The sequence below is a fragment of the Fusobacterium necrogenes genome (assembly GCF_900450765.1).
Classification (GTDB): Bacteria; Fusobacteriota; Fusobacteriia; order Fusobacteriales; family Fusobacteriaceae; genus Fusobacterium_A; species Fusobacterium_A necrogenes.
Window position 1 is genome coordinate 604,682 of sequence record NZ_UGGU01000003.1, and the last position, 19,250, is coordinate 623,931.

Genomic DNA, 19,250 nt, shown 5'->3' on the forward strand with positions numbered 1-19,250 from the left:
GCGAAAAGGAACGCTAAAAAACACAACTGTTTGAGGCATAGCCGAGTTTTGTGTTTTTAGTGAATTGAGCCATAGTTAATCAACTTCTTGAAATACGGAGCAATTCTTAGTTTTCTTTTAAGAAAGAGAGATTAGAAATTAGAAGTTTAAAGGAGAAGAGAGAATGAAAATATTAGTAGTTGGAAGCGGTGGAAGAGAGCATACTATCTGCTGGAAAGTAAGTCAAAATGAGAAAGTAGAAAAAGTATACTGTGCTCCAGGAAATGGTGGAACAGAGTTACTTGAAAAAGGAGAGAATGTAAACCTAAAAGGAGTAGATGAGATTCTTGCCTTTGCTAAAGAGAATAAAATAGATTTAACTATCGTTGGAAGTGAGGAGCTTCTAGTAGATGGTATTGTAGAGAAATTCCAAGCTGAAGGATTAAAAATCTTTGGACCAGATAAGAAAGCTGCTCTACTTGAAGGGTCAAAAGCTTTTGCTAAAGATTTTATGAAAAAGTATGGAGTAAAAACAGCTGCTTATGAAGTATTTAAGGAAGCTGAAAAGGCTAAGGAATATATAAAAACTTGTGAGTTTCCTCTAGTGGTAAAAGCTAGTGGACTTGCTGCTGGTAAAGGGGTACTTATCTGCCAAAATCTTGAAGAGGCTCTAAAAGCAGTAGATGAGATAATGATAGATAAAGTATTCAGCAGTGCTGGAGAACAAATTGTAGTAGAGGAGTTCTTAGATGGAGTAGAGGCTTCAATCTTATCAGTTACTGACTCAAAGATTATCCTACCTTTTATCTCTGCTAAAGACCATAAGAAAATTGGAGAGAAAGAAACAGGATTAAATACAGGAGGAATGGGAACAATAGCCCCTAACCCTTATGTAACTAAAGAGGTATATGATAAATTTATAACTGAGATAATGAATCCCACTCTTGAGGGAATAAAAGCAGAGGGAATGGATTTTGCTGGATTTATATTCTTTGGACTGATGATAACTGCTAAGGGAGTTTATCTTCTTGAGTACAATATGAGATTGGGAGACCCAGAAACTCAAGTTGTATTACCATTACTTGAATCAGATTTTATAAATCTATTAGAAAGTGGAATAGATAGAAAGCTTTCTGAGATAGATGTAAAATGGAGTAATAAATCAGCTTGTTGTGTAGTTCTTGCTTCAGGTGGATATCCAGAAAAATATAACAAAGATTATGAAATAACAGGTATGGATAGTGTAGATAATATGTTATTTGTAGCTGGAGCTAAATTAGAAGATGGAAAACTTCTTACTAATGGTGGAAGGGTAATCAATGTGGTAGCTATTGGAGATAACCTTGAAGAAGCTAGAGCAAAAGCTTACTCTGATGCTAAGAAAGTAAACTTTGAGAAGAAATACTTTAGAAAAGATATTGGAGTATTATATAGATAAATTATAATGGGAGTTGCAATATAAATTGTAACTCTCTTTTTTCTTTTTAAGGAGATAAAATTAAAAAAATATGATATAATATTTGATAATGTTAAGAAGATTTAACAACTATAGAATAAAGTTTTGGAGGGATTTATAAAATGAAGGTATTTCGGCAGCATAATTTATGAAAGAAAAATATTAAAATAAGAATAAAATAGAAAAGGATGCGAGATTATGAATAAAAGAATATTATTTTTAACAATATCAGCAATGGGAATAGGATTAAATATAGTATTGGCCGTATTAGCTAAAACTTTTGCTATTCCATTTTTATTTTTTGATACTATTGGAACAATATTAGCTGGGGTACTCTTAGGACCATTTTTTGGAGGAGTAACAGGACTTATTACCAATGTTATAACTTCAGTTGTAAATAATCCTGTGGAGCTACCTTATGCAATAGTAAATATGGTAATTGGTATATTTGTAGGACTAGTAGCTAAAAGATTTGCTTTTGATATTAAGACTGCTCTAATAACAGGACTTATTTTATCAGTACTAGCTCCACTTATTGGAACACCTATTACTGTATATTTATTTGGTGGACTAGCAGGAGGAACTTTGGATATCTTTGTAGGTTGGTTGGCTAAGAGTGGACAGAAGATATTTACGGCAGCTTTTATTCCAAGAGTATTGTCAAATATTATTGATAAGAGTGTTTCATGTATTATAGTTGCTTTAATAATTCAAAAATTACCTCAAAATATAAAAAGAGAGTTGAAAGAAAATGAATAGAGGGAGAAAAATTTTAATTATTTCTCACTGTATTCTAAACCAAAATTCAGTTGTTTTACCTTACGGAAGAGAGATGAAAGACTTTCAAGAGATGGTAAAATATTGTATGGAAAATAATATAGGGCTTGTACAACTTCCTTGTCCAGAGCTAAGACAGTTAGGACTTAAAAGATGGGGACACCTTAAGACACAATTAGATTATTCAGGATATAGAAACCAATGTAAAAATATTTTGTATCCTATAATTGAAGAGTTAGAGGATTACAAAGCCAATAGCTATGAAGTATTAGGAGTATGTGGAATAAAGGGAAGCCCTACTTGTGGAGTAAGTCTAACATGTGTGGGAGATTGGCAAGGGGAGGTCAATACCTATAAAAGTATAGAAGATGCTCAATCAAAAGTTAAGATGGTAGAAGAAAAAGGAATACTTATGGAGATTTTTCAAGAGTTACTAGAGGAGAAGAGAGTAAAAATAAATTTCTTTGACTTTGATAATTGGAGGGAGAATCTTGATAGAGATTAAAAATATTGATTTTTCATATTATGAAAGAGAAGTATTTAAAAATTTCTCTTTAAAATTGGAAGATGGAAAATTTTATACTCTTTTAGGGAAAAATGGCTCTGGAAAATCCACATTGGTAAAACTTCTATTGGGAATAGTGAAGGTAAAAAGTGGAGAGATATTGGTAGATGGGAAAAATATAAATGATAATCTCTATGAAGTAAGAAAAAATATAGGAATGGTTTTTCAGAATCCAGATGAACAGATAGTTTCTGAAAGGATAGATGAGGAGTTAGCCTTTTCAATGGAAAACTATGGATACTCTTCTATGGAGATGAGAGAAAGAATAGAAGAGGTTTTACAAGAGATAAATCTTTTAGAAAAAAGGGATTTGAGAATATCTCAACTATCTGGAGGAGAGAAACAAAGATTATGTATAGGTTCAGCTCTGATGTTAAAGCCAAAGGTTTTAGTATTAGATGAGGGAACTGCTATGCTAGATGAAAAAAATAGAGAGAATATAATGGAGCTTCTGAAAAGATTGAGAGATAGAGGAGTAACGATTCTCTTAATTAGCCATCATTTAGATGAGCTAAAATATGTAGATGAAGTGATATATTTAAAAAATGGAGAACTATGGCAAGGAGATAGAGATAAGTTCTTAAAAGAGATTATTACGGGTAGTCTTGGAGAGAGTTTAGAACTTCCACCAAATTTCTATATAGCTAGAGAGATTTTTAGAAGAAAAGGGATAGATATTAGCAAAAATCTTTTTAGTAGTGAGGAGGTGGCAGAGCATCTATGGAGATTAAGCTTGAAAAAGTAGGAGCTGGATTTACTAATGAATATCTAAAAGATATAGAGTTATATTTTTCAAATAATGAGTGGTGTTTTTTCATAGGGGAAACAGGAAGTGGAAAGTCTACACTACTTCAAACAGTAGCTTATTTGACAAAAATATTCTCTGGAAAGCTTACTTTCAATGGAAAAGAGCTAAAGGATAAAAGTACTTTAAGAGAGTTTAGAGATAAGGTTGGAGTGATGTTCCAATATACAGAGAAACAGTTTTTCTGTAATAGTGTAAAAGAGGAGATTACCTATACACTTAAGAGAAAGAAGGTTTCTGATGAAGAGATAGAGAAAAAATTAGAAAAGGTTTTAGAGCTTTTAAGTTTTCCTAGAGAGATACTATCTAACTCTCCTTTTGAAATAAGTGGAGGACAGAAGAGGTTTACTGCCCTTGCTTCAATACTAATCAATGAGCCAAAGATTTTGATACTAGATGAACCTACTGCTGGATTGGATATTGAAAATAAGAGAATATTTTATTCAGTTTTAGAGAGATTAAAAAAATTTGGAACAATGATAATTCAAAGTTCTCATACATTAGAAGATGTCTTAAAATATGGAGAGAGAGTAATAAAATTAGAAAAGGGAAGAGTAATAAAAGATGGAAATCCTAAAAAGATTTTATTAGAGGAGAGAAGTGAGAGTACAGATATCTTTAGAATCTTATCTGAAAAAGGTATGGATTTAAGTGAGATGAACTCAATAGAGGAGTTATGTGAGGTGATGTTAAGTGAGTAAATATGACCCAAGGACACTATTTTTTACAACATTTATCTATATACTTCTTTTAGCAATGATGAGAAAATATAGTGATATAGCAGCACTTTTACCATTTTTGATAGGACATATTCTACTTTTCTCAATAAAAAAAGAGAATCTAAAAAGAGTTTTAAAATACTCTATAACACTTTTCTTATCTATTATCTTTATCAATTATTTTTTAATTGGAAGAGACTTAGAATATATAGTTGTAGGTGTATTTAGATTTTTAGGAATAATCTTTATAGCTGTTACTTTAGTTTCTTCAATAGATATTGATGAGATAGGATTTGTGATGGAGAGTTTTTTATCTCCACTTAAAATTTTTAAAATACCAGTAAATTCCATAGCTGTAATCACTGCTCTTGGATTAAAATTTATTCCTCTGCTTCAAGAGGAAGGGCAGAGAATATACTTAGCTCAAAAGGCTAGAGGACTAGATTTTGAATTGATGGGTATAGGAGAAAGAGTAAAAAGTGTAATTAATCTATTTTTTCCAGTGGTTGTATCTGGAATACAAAAAGCCTTTCACATAGCTACTGCTATGGAAGTGAGAGGATATGGAAATGAGATGAAAAGAACAAGATTGAGAGAATATATTTTTTCTAAAAAGGATTATTTATATATAAGCTTTATTGGAATCTTATTATTTATGAGAGTAATATTTATAGATTAGGACAAGAGAATTATTTTGGAGAAAAATAGTATAAATATTATATTAAAATAAAGTCAAGAAAATATTATTTATATATTTTCTTGACTTTTTATAAAGGTTAAAAACTTTTATTTATTAAGAAAGGGGAAGTATATTGTATTCAAAACAAAAATTAAAAGTATAATAATTTATATTTTAGTATTTAAAAATAATTCAATCTTTTTAGGTAGTTCATTAGGTAGAAATTTTTTATAGTAATTTAAAATTTTTAAAGAAACCTCATAATTAGCAGTATTTTTCAATAATTCTAAATATTCTAATTCAATACTTTGAACAGAATAAAAATCACTTTTATCTAGAACTTCAAAAAGTTCTCCAATGATTTCTACTCTAAGGTTAAGGGAATCTTCTATATTTTTACCTATTACAAGAGCTTCCATATAATAGGATTTTGTATCTTTGATTTTACCTAGTCTTTTAGTACCTTTAGCAAGAGTATATAAAATATTAAGAGTTTCTAAAGTATTTCCAGTTACCTCATGTATAATAGATTTAGCTTTTTCATAGTATTTTTTTATTAAGTCATTATCAGAAGTAGTGAGTCCAATTTTGATAATTTCAGCATAAGCTAAACATTTTTCTTTGCTATTTCTACCTTTAGCAAGAGAGGAGTATTCTTTTATAGAATCAGCAATTTTATTTTGTTCTCTTAAAGCTCTAGCTAAAAGATTTCTAACGATATATATGGTTTCATCATTTTTACTTTTTTTATATAAAAAATTTATTATTTCTAGAGCTTCATCATACTCTTTTACATCTAAAAGAGCTTTAGCATATGAGTATTTTAATTTTTCGTTATCAATAGTTAGTTTTTCTTTAGGCAACCAAGATGAAAATCTTCTATATGTATAGATAAAGCCTAATGGATCTTTTATTTGTTCACACATATAGAACATATCTTGTAACTTTTCATGAAGATTTTGTATTTTTCTAACTCCATGAAAAGATTTTAGAAGGTATTCAATTGCAAGAAAATATCTTTTTCTTCTTTTAAAACGAAGATAAAGGTTTTCACAAAAGATTTCTCTTTCTTTAGGTTGGAGTTCATAGAGAGCTTCTTCTATAATCCATAAATTTTCATTACTAATATCAATTTCACTGATTAACATATTATTAAGAAATTCAATAGCTTGCTGTTCCTTAGATTTCATAAGTTCTTCTAAAGAAATTTTATCATTTATTCCTTTTTCTTTTAAAATTTTATGGAAATTTTTACAAAGTAATTTAGCAGTTTTTTCAGTTAAAGATCTCTTGCCAATTTCAATCATTCCTAAAAAAACGCGGGTAATATCTTCCCCTACTAATTCTCCTTGGGTTATTTTATATTTTTTTCTCAATTTTAATAATTTTTCTTCTGGTGATAAAAACATCTTTCTCCCCCTATAAAATATGTAACTTCTAATATTATAAATATTATATAATAATTTTTTAAAAATGTATAGTATTTCAACATAACTATGACAAAAAAATGACTAAATATATAGTAATAGAATAAAAAACTGTATAAATAGATAAATTGAATTTAGAAAATTAAAAAATTTTATAGTTGATATTTTAATTTTTAAATAATATAATTAAATAAAAATATATAATAGGTGGAATGAAAATGAAAATAAAAGCAATTGCGGTAGACTTAGATGGAACATTATTAAATTCAAATAAAAAAATTTCTGATATAAATAAAAAAGTTTTGAAAGAATTTGAAAAAAGAGGAGTAAAAGTATTTATAGTTACAGGAAGAACTTACATATCAGCTAAACCATATGCAGAAGAGTTAGATATAGATAGTTCTATAATAGCTTATAATGGGGCAAAGGTAGTAGATTATAAAAATAATAAAATACTTTTTAATTTACCTTTAAATGAAGAATATTCTAAAAGAGTAATAAAGCTTGGAAAAAGTAGAGGGTTTCATATAAATTTGTATCAAGATAATAAATGGTATGTAGAAGATATAGATAATGAAGAAACTAAATATTATGCTAATCATACAGGGCTTACTCCAGTACAAAAATCTTTTGATGATTTTGATAATTATTTTATGACTAAGATAAGTATTCAGGATATGAGAAGTTCAGAAGAGTTCGATGAATTTTGTTATGAAATAAAGAAATTATTTGGAAAAGAGGTATATACAGCAAAATCTCAAACTTTTCTTTTTGAAGTTTTAAATAAAGAGGTAAATAAGGGGATTGTTTTAGAAAAAGTCTTGAAATCTCATGGAATCTCTACTGATGAATGCGTTGCTTTTGGAGATGCTGATAATGATATAGAAATGTTACAGGTTGTAAAATATGGGGTTGCTATGGGTAATGCTAGTTTAGAGTTGAAAAGATTAGTAAATTATGTTACAGATACAAATGATGAGGATGGAGTAGCTAGATTCTTGAAAAAATATTTTTGACACATTTTTTTTATTATGATAAAATTTAAAACAGTTAGTATTTATTATTAAGTAAATTTTTTTAGTTTTCAACAGGGTATCAGCCCGTTTATATTAAATATGGAGGTTAAAATGAAAGAAAATAGTATTATTATACTAGACTTTGGTTCTCAATACAATCAATTGATTGCTAGAAGAGTCAGAGAAATGGGGGTTTATGCTGAAGTTGTTCCTTATTTTGAGCCTTTAGATAGAATACTTGCTAGAAAGCCTAAGGGAATTATCTTATCAGGAGGACCTGCTTCTGTATATCTAGAAGGAGCTCCTACAATAAGTAAAGAGTTATATCAACAAGGAATTCCAGTATTAGGCATTTGTTATGGGATGCAAATTACTACTCATTTAATGGGTGGAGAGGTAGCTAGAGCCGATAAACAAGAGTTTGGTAAAGCTGAATTGATAATTGATGATGTAAACAGTCCATTATTCCAAAATGTACCAAATAACTCTAAAGTTTGGATGAGTCATAATGACCATGTAACAAAAATGGCACCTGGATTTGTTCAAATAGGACATACAGATTCATGTGTAGCTGCTACTTACAATAAGGATATCAATACTTATTGTATCCAATTCCATGCTGAGGTTACTCACTCAGAATATGGAACTCAAATCCTTAGAAACTTTGTATTTAATGTAGCTGGTTGTGAACAAAACTGGTCTATGGGTAACTACATAGAAGAAACTATAAAAAATATTAGAGAGACAGTAGGAGATAAGAAAGTATTATTAGGACTTTCTGGAGGAGTTGACTCATCAGTAGCTGCTACTTTAATTCATAAAGCGATAGGAGATCAACTAACTTGTATCTTTGTTGATACTGGACTTTTAAGAAAAGATGAAGCTAAAAAAGTAATGGAGGTATATGGAGAAAACTTCCATATGAATATAAAATGTGTAGATGCTGAAGAGAGATTCCTTTCTAAATTAGCAGGGGTATCTGATCCAGAAGCTAAGAGAAAAATAATAGGAAAAGAGTTTATTGAAGTATTTGATGAAGAAGCAGCAAAACTTACTGATGTAGAATTCCTAGCTCAAGGAACTATTTATCCAGATGTTATTGAATCTATGTCTGTAAAAGGACCTTCTATGACAATTAAGTCACATCACAATGTAGGTGGACTTCCTGAAGATATGAAATTTAAACTTCTTGAGCCATTGAGAGAACTTTTCAAAGATGAAGTAAGAAAAGTTGGAAGAGAGTTAGGAATTCCTGATCATATGGTTGATAGACATCCATTCCCAGGACCTGGACTTGGAATTAGAATTTTAGGAGAAGTTAGTAAAGAAAAAGCTGATATCTTAAGAGAAGCTGATGATATATTTATCGAAGAGTTAAGAAAAGCTAATTTATATAATAAAGTAAGCCAAGCTTTCGTAGTGCTATTACCAGTAAAATCAGTAGGAGTAATGGGAGACGAGAGAACTTATGAGTACACAGCTGTTTTAAGATCTGCTAATACAATAGATTTTATGACTGCTACTTGGTCTCATTTACCATTTGATTTCTTAGAAAGAGTATCTAATAGAATTTTAAATGAAGTTAAAGGAATTAATAGATTAACTTATGATATCTCTTCTAAACCACCTGCAACTATCGAGTGGGAATAGTTTTTAATCTAAGATTGGGTTTGTTGCGTTAGTTTAGGTTAAAAAAGGCTCAGATAGTAAAATAACAATTTAAAAATTTGCCCCTAGTAACTTAACTAGGGGTTTTTATTTTTTCTAAATATGATATAATGTAAAAAATATAAAAAGAGATGTGGAAAATGTCAGAGCAAGAGTTAGAAAAGAATTTAAAAAAGGATTACTTCAACAGATGTTTGTATAATTAATAAAAGAATAGAGGAAAGATATGATAGAAAATGAAAAAGCAAGATTAGGGCTTTCATATGATGCTAGTTATGATAAAAATTTTTGAAATAAAGTGTGAAAAGTTGTATTGGAAGTTATTTTAATAATTGAGAATTAATTTTAAAGAGCAAAACTTTTAAAAAGAAAAAAGGAGAGAGTATGAATAGATTATACTATATAGAATTTTCACATGTAATTATTTTACAAGAGGTTGAAATAGGAATGGAAACAGAGGATAGTTTAGTAACAGCTTTAGGTTGTTCATTAAATAAGATTCCTAAGAGATTTTTAGCTGATGACTATTCTTATTACAATGGAAATATCTGTATATTTAGAAGGAGTAAAGAGGAGCTTTTAGTAGCTTTTAGAAAGTATAAAGAGAGTATTTTAAAAAATATAGCTGAGATAGAAAAAGAATTAAGTGTAAAATAAAAATATAAAAGTAAAATATTTAGTGTTAAAAAAATATAAAAATTAACATTTTTTTCTAAATGTGATATAATAAAATTAACACTAAATATATTTAAGAAAGAGGTTAAAGATGTATAGAAAGATTTTTCAATATTTAAAAGAATGGAAAGAAAGTCCATATAGAAAACCACTTATATTGCAAGGGGCAAGACAAGTAGGGAAAACTCACTCTGTTCTAACTTTTGGAAAAAATGAATATGAAAATGTTGCATACTTTAATTTTGAAACTGATATTAGATTGAAAGAAACATTTGAAGAAAATATAAATCCAGATTACTTAATTCCAATACTTTCTAGATTATCAAATCAAACTATAATAAAGGAGAAAACCCTTATATTTTTTGATGAGATACAACTTTGTGAAAAAGCTTTAACATCATTAAAATATTTCTATGAACAAGCTCCAGAATATCATATTATTGTGGCAGGTAGTTTACTTGGAATAGCTGTAAATAGACAAGAGTTTTCATTTCCAGTGGGGAAGGTAGATATTAAAACTCTATATCCAATGGATTTAGAGGAGTTTTTATTAGCTATGGGAGAAGAGGAGTTAATAAAAATTATTAAAAAATCCTTTGATGAGAATGCTCCTATGCCAAGTGTATTACATGATGTTGCTTTAGAATATTATAGAAAATACTTAGTAGTTGGAGGAATGCCAGAGTGTGTAATTAAATTTAGAGAAACACAAAATTATACTTTGATTAGACATACTCAAGATATGATATTACTAAGTTATTTAAATGATATGAGTAAGTACAATGTTACAAATGAGATAAAAAAGACAAGGTTAGTTTATGATAATATTACTGTACAGCTCTCTAAGGAGAATACAAGATTTCAATATAAGCTAATAAAATCAGGTGGAAGAGCTTCAGAATTTGAAAATGCTATTGAGTGGTTAATACTTTCAGGGATAACTTCTAGGATATATGGATTAGAAGATATTATGAAACCTTTAGAGAACTATAAGAATACAGAGGCTTTTAAAATCTATGTATCAGATGTAGGACTTCTATGTGCTAAAAAGGAGATAGTACCAGAGGATATATTATATCTTTCAAATGAGTTAAATGACTTTAAAGGTGGAATGACTGAGAACTATGTAAATATTCAACTCAATGTAAAAGAATACACTCAATACTATTGGAAAGCACCAAAGGGAGCACATGAGATAGATTTTATTATTATGAGAGAGGGAAAAATAATTCCAATAGAGGTAAAATCTGCTGATAATACTAGGTCTAAAAGCTTGGATTACTATATGAAAAAATATCAGCCAGAGTATGGTATTAAGATTTCAACTAAAAACTTTGGCTTTGAAAATGGAGTAAAGAGTATTCCTCTATATGCAACTTTTTGTATTTAATGAAATACAAAATAAATTTCATATGTTATAATAAAAATAGAAAAATACTTATTTAGGGTGAAAAATTATGGGCTAATATCAAATAATAGAATAAACATGTATGATTCTTTACGAAAATCGATAGTTGAATCTGATGAGATAATTATGAATGTTTCTTTTATCAGAGATTCTGGAATGAGATTACTAATAAAAGATTTAAAAGAAGCTAAGGAACAAGGAAAAAAGATAAAAATTCTTACAAGTGACTATATGAAAGTAACAGAACCTAATGCTCTATATAGATTATTAGAGATTGGTGGAGTTAAGATTTTTGATAATCCTCTTAATAAATCTTTTCATCCTAAAACATATATATTTAAAAAGAAAGATAATTTTGAAATATATGTTGGGTCTTCTAATATATCCTATTCAGCCCTTATAAGTGGAGTAGAGTGGAATTACCACTTTTTAAGTGGAGAGAATGAAGATGTAAAAGAGATTTTAGAGGAATTTTCAGAGCTTTATGAGAATAATAGCTTTGACCTTTCTCTTGAATGGTTAAGAGAGTATGAGAAAAGATATAGAAAAAGTGAATATGGAGAGATATTTGACGATAAAGAAAAGATAAAAAATGAGATAATTGAACCTATAAAGTTCCAAATACCAGCCCTTTATGAATTGTCTAAAACAAGGGAAGAGGGGTATAAAAAGGCTATGATAGTAGTAGGAACAGGACTTGGAAAAACTTATCTAGCTGTATTTGATTCTATGAATTTTAAAAGAGTTCTATTTATAGCTCATAGAGATGAGATATTAAGAGGAGCAAGAAAATCTTTTGAAAGTGTATATAAAAATGAAAGAACTTATGGATATTTTAATGGACTTGAAAAAGATAGTGAGAAAGATATTGTTTTTGCTAGTATATCAACACTTTCAAGGGATGAATATTTAAAAGATAGTTGGTTTAAAAGAGATAGCTTTGACTATATAGTAGTAGATGAATTTCATCATAGTAGTTCAAAAAGTTATTTAAAAGTATTAGAGTATTTTGAACCTAAATTCCTTTTAGGACTTACTGCAACACCAGATAGAGCAGATAATGGAGATATATATAAGTTATGTGACTATAATATAGCTTATGAGTGTGATTTTAGAGTTGGAATTAATAATGGTTGGTTAGTTCCCTTTGAATATTTTGGAATATATGATGATATTGATTATTCTCTTATTCCTTGGAGAAGTGGAAAGTATGATTTGACTGAACTAGAAAATGCTTTGATAGTTGAGAAAAGAGTAGAGTTAGTTTATAAGAAATATATGGAGTTTAGAAAGAATTTCACTGTTGGATTTTGTGCTGGAGTAAGACATTGTCAAATAATGAATGATTACTTTAAAAAGCAGAAAATAAAAAGTGAGATAATAATAGGAGAAACACCAATTTCTAAAAGGCAAGAGATAATAGAAAAGTTTAAAAATGGCGAGATAGAAGTAATTTTTACTGTGGATATATTTAATGAGGGAGTGGATATTCCTTGTATAGATACTCTATTATTTTTACGTCCTACATCTTCGTATACTATCTTTATTCAACAACTTGGAAGAGGACTTAGAACTTTTGAAAGGAAGGATAAGTTGAGAGTTTTAGATTTTGTAGGAAACTATAAAGGTGCTGAATTAAAACCACTATTTTTAACTGGGAACTACAAAAGAGGAAAAGGAATAATCAACACTACTGATAAAGAGTTTATTCTTCCAGAGGGATGCAGAGCAGAGTTTAGTTTCAAATTAATTGAACATTTTGAATCATTTAAAAGAAAAAATATAAGACAAGAAGAGCTTGTAAAGGAAGATTATAAAGCCCTTATAGAAAACTTAGAAAAAATACCTACTCTTATGGAAACTTATACTTTTGGAGAAGTACCAGTACATATGTATATAAAGGTTTTTAAAAGTTGGTATAATTTTCAAAAGGAGATGGAAGTTTTAACTACTGAACAAAATTTATATTCTAATAAAGCTATAGATTTTTTAAATTTTTTAGAAACTACATCTATGACAAAATCATATAAGATGCCACTTTTTTTATCACTTCTTGATGATTTAAGTCAAAGTAAAACTCTTACAGAGATAGGAGAATACTTTAGAAAATTTTATCAAAGTGAGGAGCATAGAAAAGATTTAAATAATAAGAAACATCAAGATTGGGAAAATTGGAGTAATAAGAAATTTGAAAAGTTAGCTGAGGATAATCCTATTAAATATCTTACTGAAAATGGAAAAAATATAGAGTTTTTTGTTTATGAAGATAAAAAGTTTACTCTTAACTTGGAGCTTTTTAATGAGTTTAGAGAGAATAAGAGTTTGTTAGCTGAAGTAAGAGAAAGAATAGAGTATAGAGTTATAAATTATTTTAGTAGAAAATATATGGAGGATTGATGTCTGTAAAATTTTATAATGACAATGTTGAAAGCTTTTTTAATCAGACTGTTAAAGCTGATATGAGCTATTTATATAGTAAATTCTTAGAAAAATTACCTCAAAATAATGGGAAAATATTAGATTTAGGTTGTGGAAGTGGAAGGGATAGCAAATACTTTAAAAATCTAGGATTTGAAGTGGTAGCCTTAGATATGTCTGAAGAGTTAGCTAAAAGAGCAGGAGAATATATAGGTCAAGAGGTTATTGTTAAAGATATGAGAGAACTTAACTTTCATAATGAGTTTGTTGGAGTGTGGGCTTGTGCTTCCATTTTACATATACCAATTGAAGAAGTTAAAGTTGTTTTTGAAAAAGTATTTGAGAGTTTAAAAAATGGTGGTATCTTCTATTCATCTTTTAAGTATGGAGAAAAGGACTATCTCAAAGATGGAAGAGAGTTTACTTGTTTCACTCCAGAGAGATTTTTTCAATATTTCCCTCAATATAAAGAGAATATAGTAGAAATATTTGAAACTTCTGATGTTAGAGAGGGGAGAGAAGGGGAAAAGTGGTTTAATATTATAATGAGAAAGACTGGGTAGGTAGGTATTACTACTCAGCCTTTAGTTTTATTTTATATTCGTAGTGAAATTGTATTTTTGCTCTGCCCAAGCTTCAAGAAGAGCAGTAGAATAATAAGAATTTCCTCTTTCAGTAAGATAATATTTTTTTAACTCTTTTTCAGAGAAAGACTTTTTGATAATTTTAATATATCCAACATTTTTAAACTCATTACTCATAAAATCTTGGGGATAAATACCTAAATATATTTCATTAAATACTATTCGTTTATTGTCAATTTTAATTTCTATTCTTAAATCATTATAAATATTAACACTTTCTCCTAAAGTTAGATAATTTAACAGATGAGAAATATCTTTTCGCTTCCTTATTTCTCCTGTTTCAAAAAATAATACTTGTAAAAGTATTTTATAATATATATCTGCAAAATATTTATCTTTAATCTTATAACCTTGATATGAAGAAATAATATTTCCTAAATTAAGCTGTTCTTTTCCAATTTTTTCTCCATTTAAATATTCAAAAAAGGTTTTAAAACAGAGAAGAGCTATGGAAATATCTCCGTTATTATCATTTTTATTTTCCACATTCTTTCCATCATTTTTAATTTTATTGAAAAACTCTTCTTTAATAAAATATAGAATCAACATAATCATAAGAGGGTAACTACCTTTTTCCCATTTTTCTAAAGAGGCAAGTAGGATTCTAAATTTCTTAAAAGACTTAATAAAATTTCTTGGAGAAACAACGGAACTATCACAGTTTGAACTGAAAGCATCTAAAAATATAGATTCATATATTCTAATATCGTCCTCTGAAATTCCTTCATTATTCACTTCATAGGTTTGGGGCTGATTATATTTATCATACTCTATTTGAATAAAATCCTCATATTCAAGCTCTGGTAAATTAAATTGAATATCAAAAAATTTCTCAAAATACTCTGAACACTCATCATCTTGTAAATAAGAAGTTGAAATAATACTTTGTAATTGCTTTTTATTTACTAAGAAAACAAAGATAATATTTTTCACACCAAAAAAATGTTTTATTGTTTCTAATAGTTCAATAGCATAAGTAGGCTTACATCTATCTAACTCATCTATCACTATAACTTTCAACTTTTTATTTTTAGATAAAGCTATTTTAAAATTACTCACTAATTTTTTATATCTCTGATATTCTTTTAATTCATCAGTATTAATATCTTTGGTTTCATTAAAAGTATCTATAATTTCTTTTCTTTTTTCTTCACTTATTCCAACTGTATTTAAAATTTTATTTAGCCCAATTTCTCCTATAAAATTAACTGCTTCATCCCAGCCTATTTTTTTTAATGTTTGAATTCCTCTTGAAAAAAGATTTTTAGCTTCTTCTTTTATAGTATTGCTTAATCCAATTGCTTCATCAATCTCTCCAATTAAAGATTTCATAGGGTCAGAAAAATAGTCAGTTTCCCAAGCATTAATATTTATTAATTTAATTTCCTCTCCTCTAATTACGTTTTCTTTCTCTATCTTTTCCTTTAGTGCTTTAGAAAAAAAGCTTTTCCCCATTCCCCAAGGGGCATCTATAAATATTCTTTGAATATGATCAGAATTATTTTCTAATTCTTCAATTATTAGTTTAATTTTATCTTTTTGTTTTTTAACTTTTTTTAGAGATTCTAATTCTACTAATTTCTCTTGTTCTTCAAATTGAGTATTGATTAGATTATATAATTGTTCGATAAAAGCTTTTCTCTTTTTAGTTAATTTTTCATAATGTTTCATCAGATTCCCCCTTTAATAGTAATAGTACCATATTTTGATTAAAAAAGCATAAAAAATATGGTAAAATAAATAAGAGAAAACATCATAGATACTTAAATGGGGTGGGTTATGGCAAAAAAGAGTGAGTTTAATGAAGCAACAAGGGTACAAATGCCTGCTTTAGTTCATTTAACTAGAATAGGTTATGAATATATAGGAAAGATTTCAGAAGTTAGGACTGATATAGATTATCAGCCAGATACTAACATATTAATAGATGAATTTAAAAAACAATTTGAAAAATTAAATCCTGAGCATAAAGATAAATTTGATGATACTTTAAAAACTATAGTTCAAGAGTTAGATAATGATGACATAGGAAAGAGTTTTTATAAAAGATTAGTTTCAGTTTCTCCTATTAAATTAATAGACTTTGAGAATATCCAAAATAATAGTTTTTGTTGTACAGCAGAGTTTACTTGTAAGAATGGAGAAGAGGAGTTTAGACCAGATATAACTTTGTTTGTAAATGGACTTCCTTTGGTATTTGTAGAGGTAAAAAAACCAAATAATGATGGTGGAATTATTGCTGAAAGTAATAGAATGAATGAGAAAAGATTTCCTAATAAAAAATTTAGAAGATTCATAAATATAACTCAACTTATGATTTTTTCTAATAACATGGAATATGATGCTATGGGAGGAATAGTTCCAATACAGGGAGCTTTTTACTGTACAGCTTCAAAGAAAAAAGCTTTTTTTAACTGTTTTAGAGAAGATACAAAGGGAAATGAAGAGATACCAGAGTTTTTACAAAGTTTTCCATATAAGGAGATAGACAGGGATATTGAGAGAAAAATCCTAACAGATTTTAATAATCAAGTATTACACTTAGCTCCTGAATATCTAACTAATCTTGATGTAAATACACCTACTAATAGAATATTGACTTCTATGTGTAGTCCTGAAAGATTATTATATTTATTAAAATATGGTATAGCTTATGTAAATTTTGAAAAAGAAGTTGATGGTAAGATAGAATCTATTGAAGAAAAGCATATAATGAGATATCAACAGCTATTTGCTTCTCTGGCACTAAGAAAAAAATTAGAAGCTGGGATTAAGTCAGGAATAATATGGCATACTCAAGGAAGTGGAAAAACAGCTTTATCTTATCATTTAACAAATATACTTAAAGATTATTATTCAAGCAAAAATCAAGTAGCAAAATTTTATTTTATAGTGGATAGGTTAGATTTGTTAGAACAATCAAGTCAAGAGTTTGAAGCTAGGGGATTGAGTGTAAAAACAGCAAATACAAGAGCTGAACTTATGCAACAGTTTAGAGAAAATAAATCTTTAGAGGGGTCATCTGGACAAAATGAGATAACAGTAGTAAATATCCAAAGATTTGAAGAGGATAGAGAAAAGGTAGAGCTACCACCATACGCTACAAATTTACAAAGAGTTTTTATCATAGATGAAGCACACAGAGGATATAATCCCAAAGGTTCATTCTTAGCTAACCTATTAGAAGCAGATAAAAATGCTGTAAAAATAGCTCTTACAGGAACACCACTTTTAAAAGAGGAAAGAGCTTCTTGGAAAGTATTTGGAGATTATATCCACACATATTATTATGATAAATCAATTCAAGATGGATATACTTTAAAGATAATAAGAGAGGATATAGAAACTTCGTATAGAGAGAGATTAGCTGAGATTTATGATAAATTGGATATCTTAGTTCAAAAGAAAGATATTAAAAAGAGCCAAATTATAGAGCATGATAACTATGTAAAAGAGTTACTTAGATATATAATAAAGGATTTAAATAAGTTTAGAACACTACATGGAGATAATACTCTTGGGGGTATGATTATCTGTGAAACAAGTGAGCAAGCTAGAAAATTATATGCTTATTTTGATGAGATACAAGCAGAGTTAAATGAAGAATCATCTAAAAAGAGTAAGTTAAAAGCTGGATTAATTTTACATGATTCAGATGATAAAGAAACAAGAAAAAATATAGTCAAAGATTTTAAAAAGAATATGACAATAGATATTTTAATTGTATTCAATATGTTACTTACTGGATTTGATGCTCCTAGACTAAAGAGATTATATTTTGGTAGAAAGCTAAAAGACCATAACTTACTTCAAGCAATAACAAGAGTAAATAGACCATACAAAGATAATAGATATGGTTATGTTATAGACTTTGCAGATATAAAGAGAAATTTTGAAGAAACAAATGAAGCTTATTTAAAAGAGCTGAATAGATTTAATGAGGTAGAGATTGAGGGGGGATTACCTAATATCTTTTCTCATGTATTAGAGGATAAAGAAACTTTAATCAATAAGGTAAAAGAAGCAAGACAAATTCTATTTGACTATACTACTGATAATTTAGAAGAGTTTAGTAAGGAAATCTCTGAAATAGAGGATAAAGAAGTACTTTTAAATATAAAAAGAGTTTTAACAGAAGCAAGAGATTGTTTTAATATAGTTAGAACTTTTGGAGATGATGAACTAAAAGAGGTATTTAAAAAAATAGAGATTTCAAGATTACCTCAAATGCTATCTGAACTTCAAAGACATATTACATTGATTAATCAAAAAGAGGCTTTCAATGGAAATGAAGAAACTAAGATGTTGATTAATGAAGCTATGGAAGAGATAACTTTTTCTTTTAAAAAGATATCTGAGGAAGAGTTGAAAATAATAGCTGGTGGAGTAGATTTAAATGAGAAGTGGAAGAGAGCAATTAGTAAATTTGTAAGTAATATAGATAAAGATGATCCAGAGTATATAACATTACAAGAAGCATTTATGGAAAAGTTCAAGGAAAAAGGTTTTGTTATAGATACTATGGAAGAGTTTGAAAGAAAGTCTAAAGAGATAGAAGAGGTAATAAAAAAACTAGATGAGTTAAATAGAAAGAATAGAGCCTTATTAAATAAATATAAAGGGGATAAAAAATTTGTAAGAGTTCATAAAAGAATTCGTGAAGAGAATAATAGGATTGAAAAGGAAAATAAGAAAAGACCTGTTATAATCTCTACATATGATGATGAAATCTTTAAATTCCTTAAAAGTTTAAAAGAGAAAATAGATACAAAAATATATGATAGAGCAAGTATTTTAAAAAATGATGCTTATTTTGGAAAAGCTGTAATGGCTGACCTTATGAATAATTTTAGAGAGCATGAAGGAAATATGTTTGAAATAGCAGACCCTAGTGCAACGAAAGAAAATTATAAAATGTATGGGGATGATTCTGACCGTATTTTTATAAGAGATAGAATTGTAAAAGAGTATTTAAGCCAATATAATGAAACATATAGGTTTTAAAATAAGAAGG

The 19,250-nt window shown here is 28.2% G+C and carries 15 protein-coding genes; 13 read left to right on the forward strand and 2 right to left on the reverse strand.

Going from position 1 to position 19,250, the window contains the following annotated elements:
* The first annotated feature begins 163 nt into the window (after positions 1–163).
* The 6 genes from purD (at position 164) to DYA59_RS03230 (ending at position 4,980) form a co-directional block, all read left to right on the forward strand.
* A complete protein-coding gene (gene purD, locus DYA59_RS03205; protein WP_115269303.1) occupies positions 164–1,417 on the forward strand; it encodes a phosphoribosylamine--glycine ligase in 1,254 nt (417 codons plus the stop codon).
* A 216-nt stretch (positions 1,418–1,633) separates the two neighbouring features.
* Entirely contained in the window at positions 1,634–2,194 is a 561-nt protein-coding gene (locus tag DYA59_RS03210; protein ID WP_115269305.1) for a CD3073 family putative ECF transporter S component, read from the forward strand.
* Complete coding sequence (locus DYA59_RS03215) at positions 2,187–2,717, forward strand: CD3072 family TudS-related putative desulfidase (RefSeq protein ID WP_115269307.1); 531 nt, start codon at positions 2,187–2,189, stop codon at positions 2,715–2,717. The genes DYA59_RS03210 and DYA59_RS03215 overlap by 8 nt, the downstream gene beginning before the upstream one ends.
* Positions 2,704–3,522: an energy-coupling factor ABC transporter ATP-binding protein gene (locus DYA59_RS03220; protein WP_172606941.1), complete on the forward strand. Its 819-nt coding sequence runs from the start codon at positions 2,704–2,706 to the stop codon at positions 3,520–3,522. Before DYA59_RS03215 ends, DYA59_RS03220 begins: the two co-directional genes overlap by 14 nt.
* Positions 3,498–4,283 (forward strand): ATP-binding cassette domain-containing protein, encoded by a 786-nt coding sequence (locus tag DYA59_RS03225; protein ID WP_115269311.1) that lies wholly within the window; start codon positions 3,498–3,500, stop codon positions 4,281–4,283. The genes DYA59_RS03220 and DYA59_RS03225 overlap by 25 nt, the downstream gene beginning before the upstream one ends.
* Positions 4,276–4,980 carry an energy-coupling factor transporter transmembrane component T gene (locus DYA59_RS03230; protein ID WP_115269313.1) on the forward strand — a complete coding sequence of 235 codons (705 nt, stop codon included), beginning with the start codon at positions 4,276–4,278 and terminating at the stop codon, positions 4,978–4,980. Before DYA59_RS03225 ends, DYA59_RS03230 begins: the two co-directional genes overlap by 8 nt.
* 167 nt (positions 4,981–5,147) lie before the next feature.
* Here DYA59_RS03230 and DYA59_RS03235 read toward each other — a convergent pair whose 3' ends face one another.
* Positions 5,148–6,389: a tetratricopeptide repeat protein gene (locus DYA59_RS03235; RefSeq protein WP_115269315.1), complete on the reverse strand. Its 1,242-nt coding sequence runs from the start codon at positions 6,387–6,389 to the stop codon at positions 5,148–5,150.
* Positions 6,390–6,625: 236 nt separating this feature from the next.
* Between DYA59_RS03235 and DYA59_RS03240 the strand changes: the two genes are divergently transcribed.
* The 6 genes from DYA59_RS03240 (at position 6,626) to DYA59_RS03265 (ending at position 14,155) form a co-directional block, all read left to right on the forward strand.
* A complete protein-coding gene (locus DYA59_RS03240; RefSeq protein WP_115269317.1) occupies positions 6,626–7,423 on the forward strand; it encodes a Cof-type HAD-IIB family hydrolase in 798 nt (265 codons plus the stop codon).
* A gap of 111 nt (positions 7,424–7,534) precedes the next feature.
* Positions 7,535–9,073: a glutamine-hydrolyzing GMP synthase gene (guaA, locus tag DYA59_RS03245; RefSeq protein ID WP_115269319.1), complete on the forward strand. Its 1,539-nt coding sequence runs from the start codon at positions 7,535–7,537 to the stop codon at positions 9,071–9,073.
* Positions 9,074–9,475: 402 nt separating this feature from the next.
* A complete protein-coding gene (locus DYA59_RS03250) occupies positions 9,476–9,748 on the forward strand; it encodes a hypothetical protein (protein ID WP_115269321.1) in 273 nt (90 codons plus the stop codon).
* A gap of 109 nt (positions 9,749–9,857) precedes the next feature.
* Entirely contained in the window at positions 9,858–11,156 is a 1,299-nt protein-coding gene (locus tag DYA59_RS03255) for an ATP-binding protein (protein ID WP_115269323.1), read from the forward strand.
* Positions 11,157–11,300: 144 nt separating this feature from the next.
* The gene (locus DYA59_RS03260; RefSeq protein ID WP_172606942.1) at positions 11,301–13,571 is read left to right on the forward strand and encodes a DEAD/DEAH box helicase family protein; all 2,271 of its coding nucleotides are present in this window, start codon (positions 11,301–11,303) and stop codon (positions 13,569–13,571) included.
* Positions 13,571–14,155, forward strand: coding sequence for a class I SAM-dependent methyltransferase (locus DYA59_RS03265; protein ID WP_115269327.1), 585 nt, complete (start codon positions 13,571–13,573; stop codon positions 14,153–14,155). Before DYA59_RS03260 ends, DYA59_RS03265 begins: the two co-directional genes overlap by 1 nt.
* A 27-nt stretch (positions 14,156–14,182) precedes the next feature.
* Here the strand turns inward: DYA59_RS03265 and DYA59_RS03270 are convergent, their stop codons facing one another.
* Positions 14,183–15,907 (reverse strand): KAP family P-loop NTPase fold protein, encoded by a 1,725-nt coding sequence (locus tag DYA59_RS03270; RefSeq protein ID WP_115269329.1) that lies wholly within the window; start codon positions 15,905–15,907, stop codon positions 14,183–14,185.
* Between the two features lie 108 nt (positions 15,908–16,015).
* On the opposite strand from DYA59_RS03270, the gene DYA59_RS03275 reads away from it, so the two are divergent.
* Positions 16,016–19,240 carry a type I restriction endonuclease subunit R gene (locus DYA59_RS03275; RefSeq protein WP_115269331.1) on the forward strand — a complete coding sequence of 1,075 codons (3,225 nt, stop codon included), beginning with the start codon at positions 16,016–16,018 and terminating at the stop codon, positions 19,238–19,240.
* Positions 19,241–19,250: the final 10 nt, after the last annotated feature.

Excerpts from the sequence above, each read along its gene's own strand:
- DYA59_RS03255 (WP_115269323.1), top strand. The coding sequence starts at position 9,858 with ATGTATAGAAAGATTTTTCAATATTTAAAAGAATGGAAAGAAAGTCCA.
- DYA59_RS03250 (WP_115269321.1), top strand. The coding sequence starts at position 9,476 with ATGAATAGATTATACTATATAGAATTTTCACATGTAATTATTTTACAA.
- DYA59_RS03210 (WP_115269305.1), top strand. The coding sequence starts at position 1,634 with ATGAATAAAAGAATATTATTTTTAACAATATCAGCAATGGGAATAGGA.
- purD (WP_115269303.1), top strand. The coding sequence starts at position 164 with ATGAAAATATTAGTAGTTGGAAGCGGTGGAAGAGAGCATACTATCTGC.
- DYA59_RS03260 (WP_172606942.1), top strand. The coding sequence starts at position 11,301 with ATGAATGTTTCTTTTATCAGAGATTCTGGAATGAGATTACTAATAAAA.
- DYA59_RS03240 (WP_115269317.1), top strand. The coding sequence starts at position 6,626 with ATGAAAATAAAAGCAATTGCGGTAGACTTAGATGGAACATTATTAAAT.
- DYA59_RS03235 (WP_115269315.1), bottom strand. The coding sequence starts at position 6,389 with ATGTTTTTATCACCAGAAGAAAAATTATTAAAATTGAGAAAAAAATAT.
- DYA59_RS03265 (WP_115269327.1), top strand. The coding sequence starts at position 13,571 with ATGTCTGTAAAATTTTATAATGACAATGTTGAAAGCTTTTTTAATCAG.
- DYA59_RS03275 (WP_115269331.1), top strand. The coding sequence starts at position 16,016 with ATGGCAAAAAAGAGTGAGTTTAATGAAGCAACAAGGGTACAAATGCCT.
- DYA59_RS03215 (WP_115269307.1), top strand. The coding sequence starts at position 2,187 with ATGAATAGAGGGAGAAAAATTTTAATTATTTCTCACTGTATTCTAAAC.
- DYA59_RS03270 (WP_115269329.1), bottom strand. The coding sequence starts at position 15,907 with ATGAAACATTATGAAAAATTAACTAAAAAGAGAAAAGCTTTTATCGAA.
- DYA59_RS03225 (WP_115269311.1), top strand. The coding sequence starts at position 3,498 with ATGGAGATTAAGCTTGAAAAAGTAGGAGCTGGATTTACTAATGAATAT.
- guaA (WP_115269319.1), top strand. The coding sequence starts at position 7,535 with ATGAAAGAAAATAGTATTATTATACTAGACTTTGGTTCTCAATACAAT.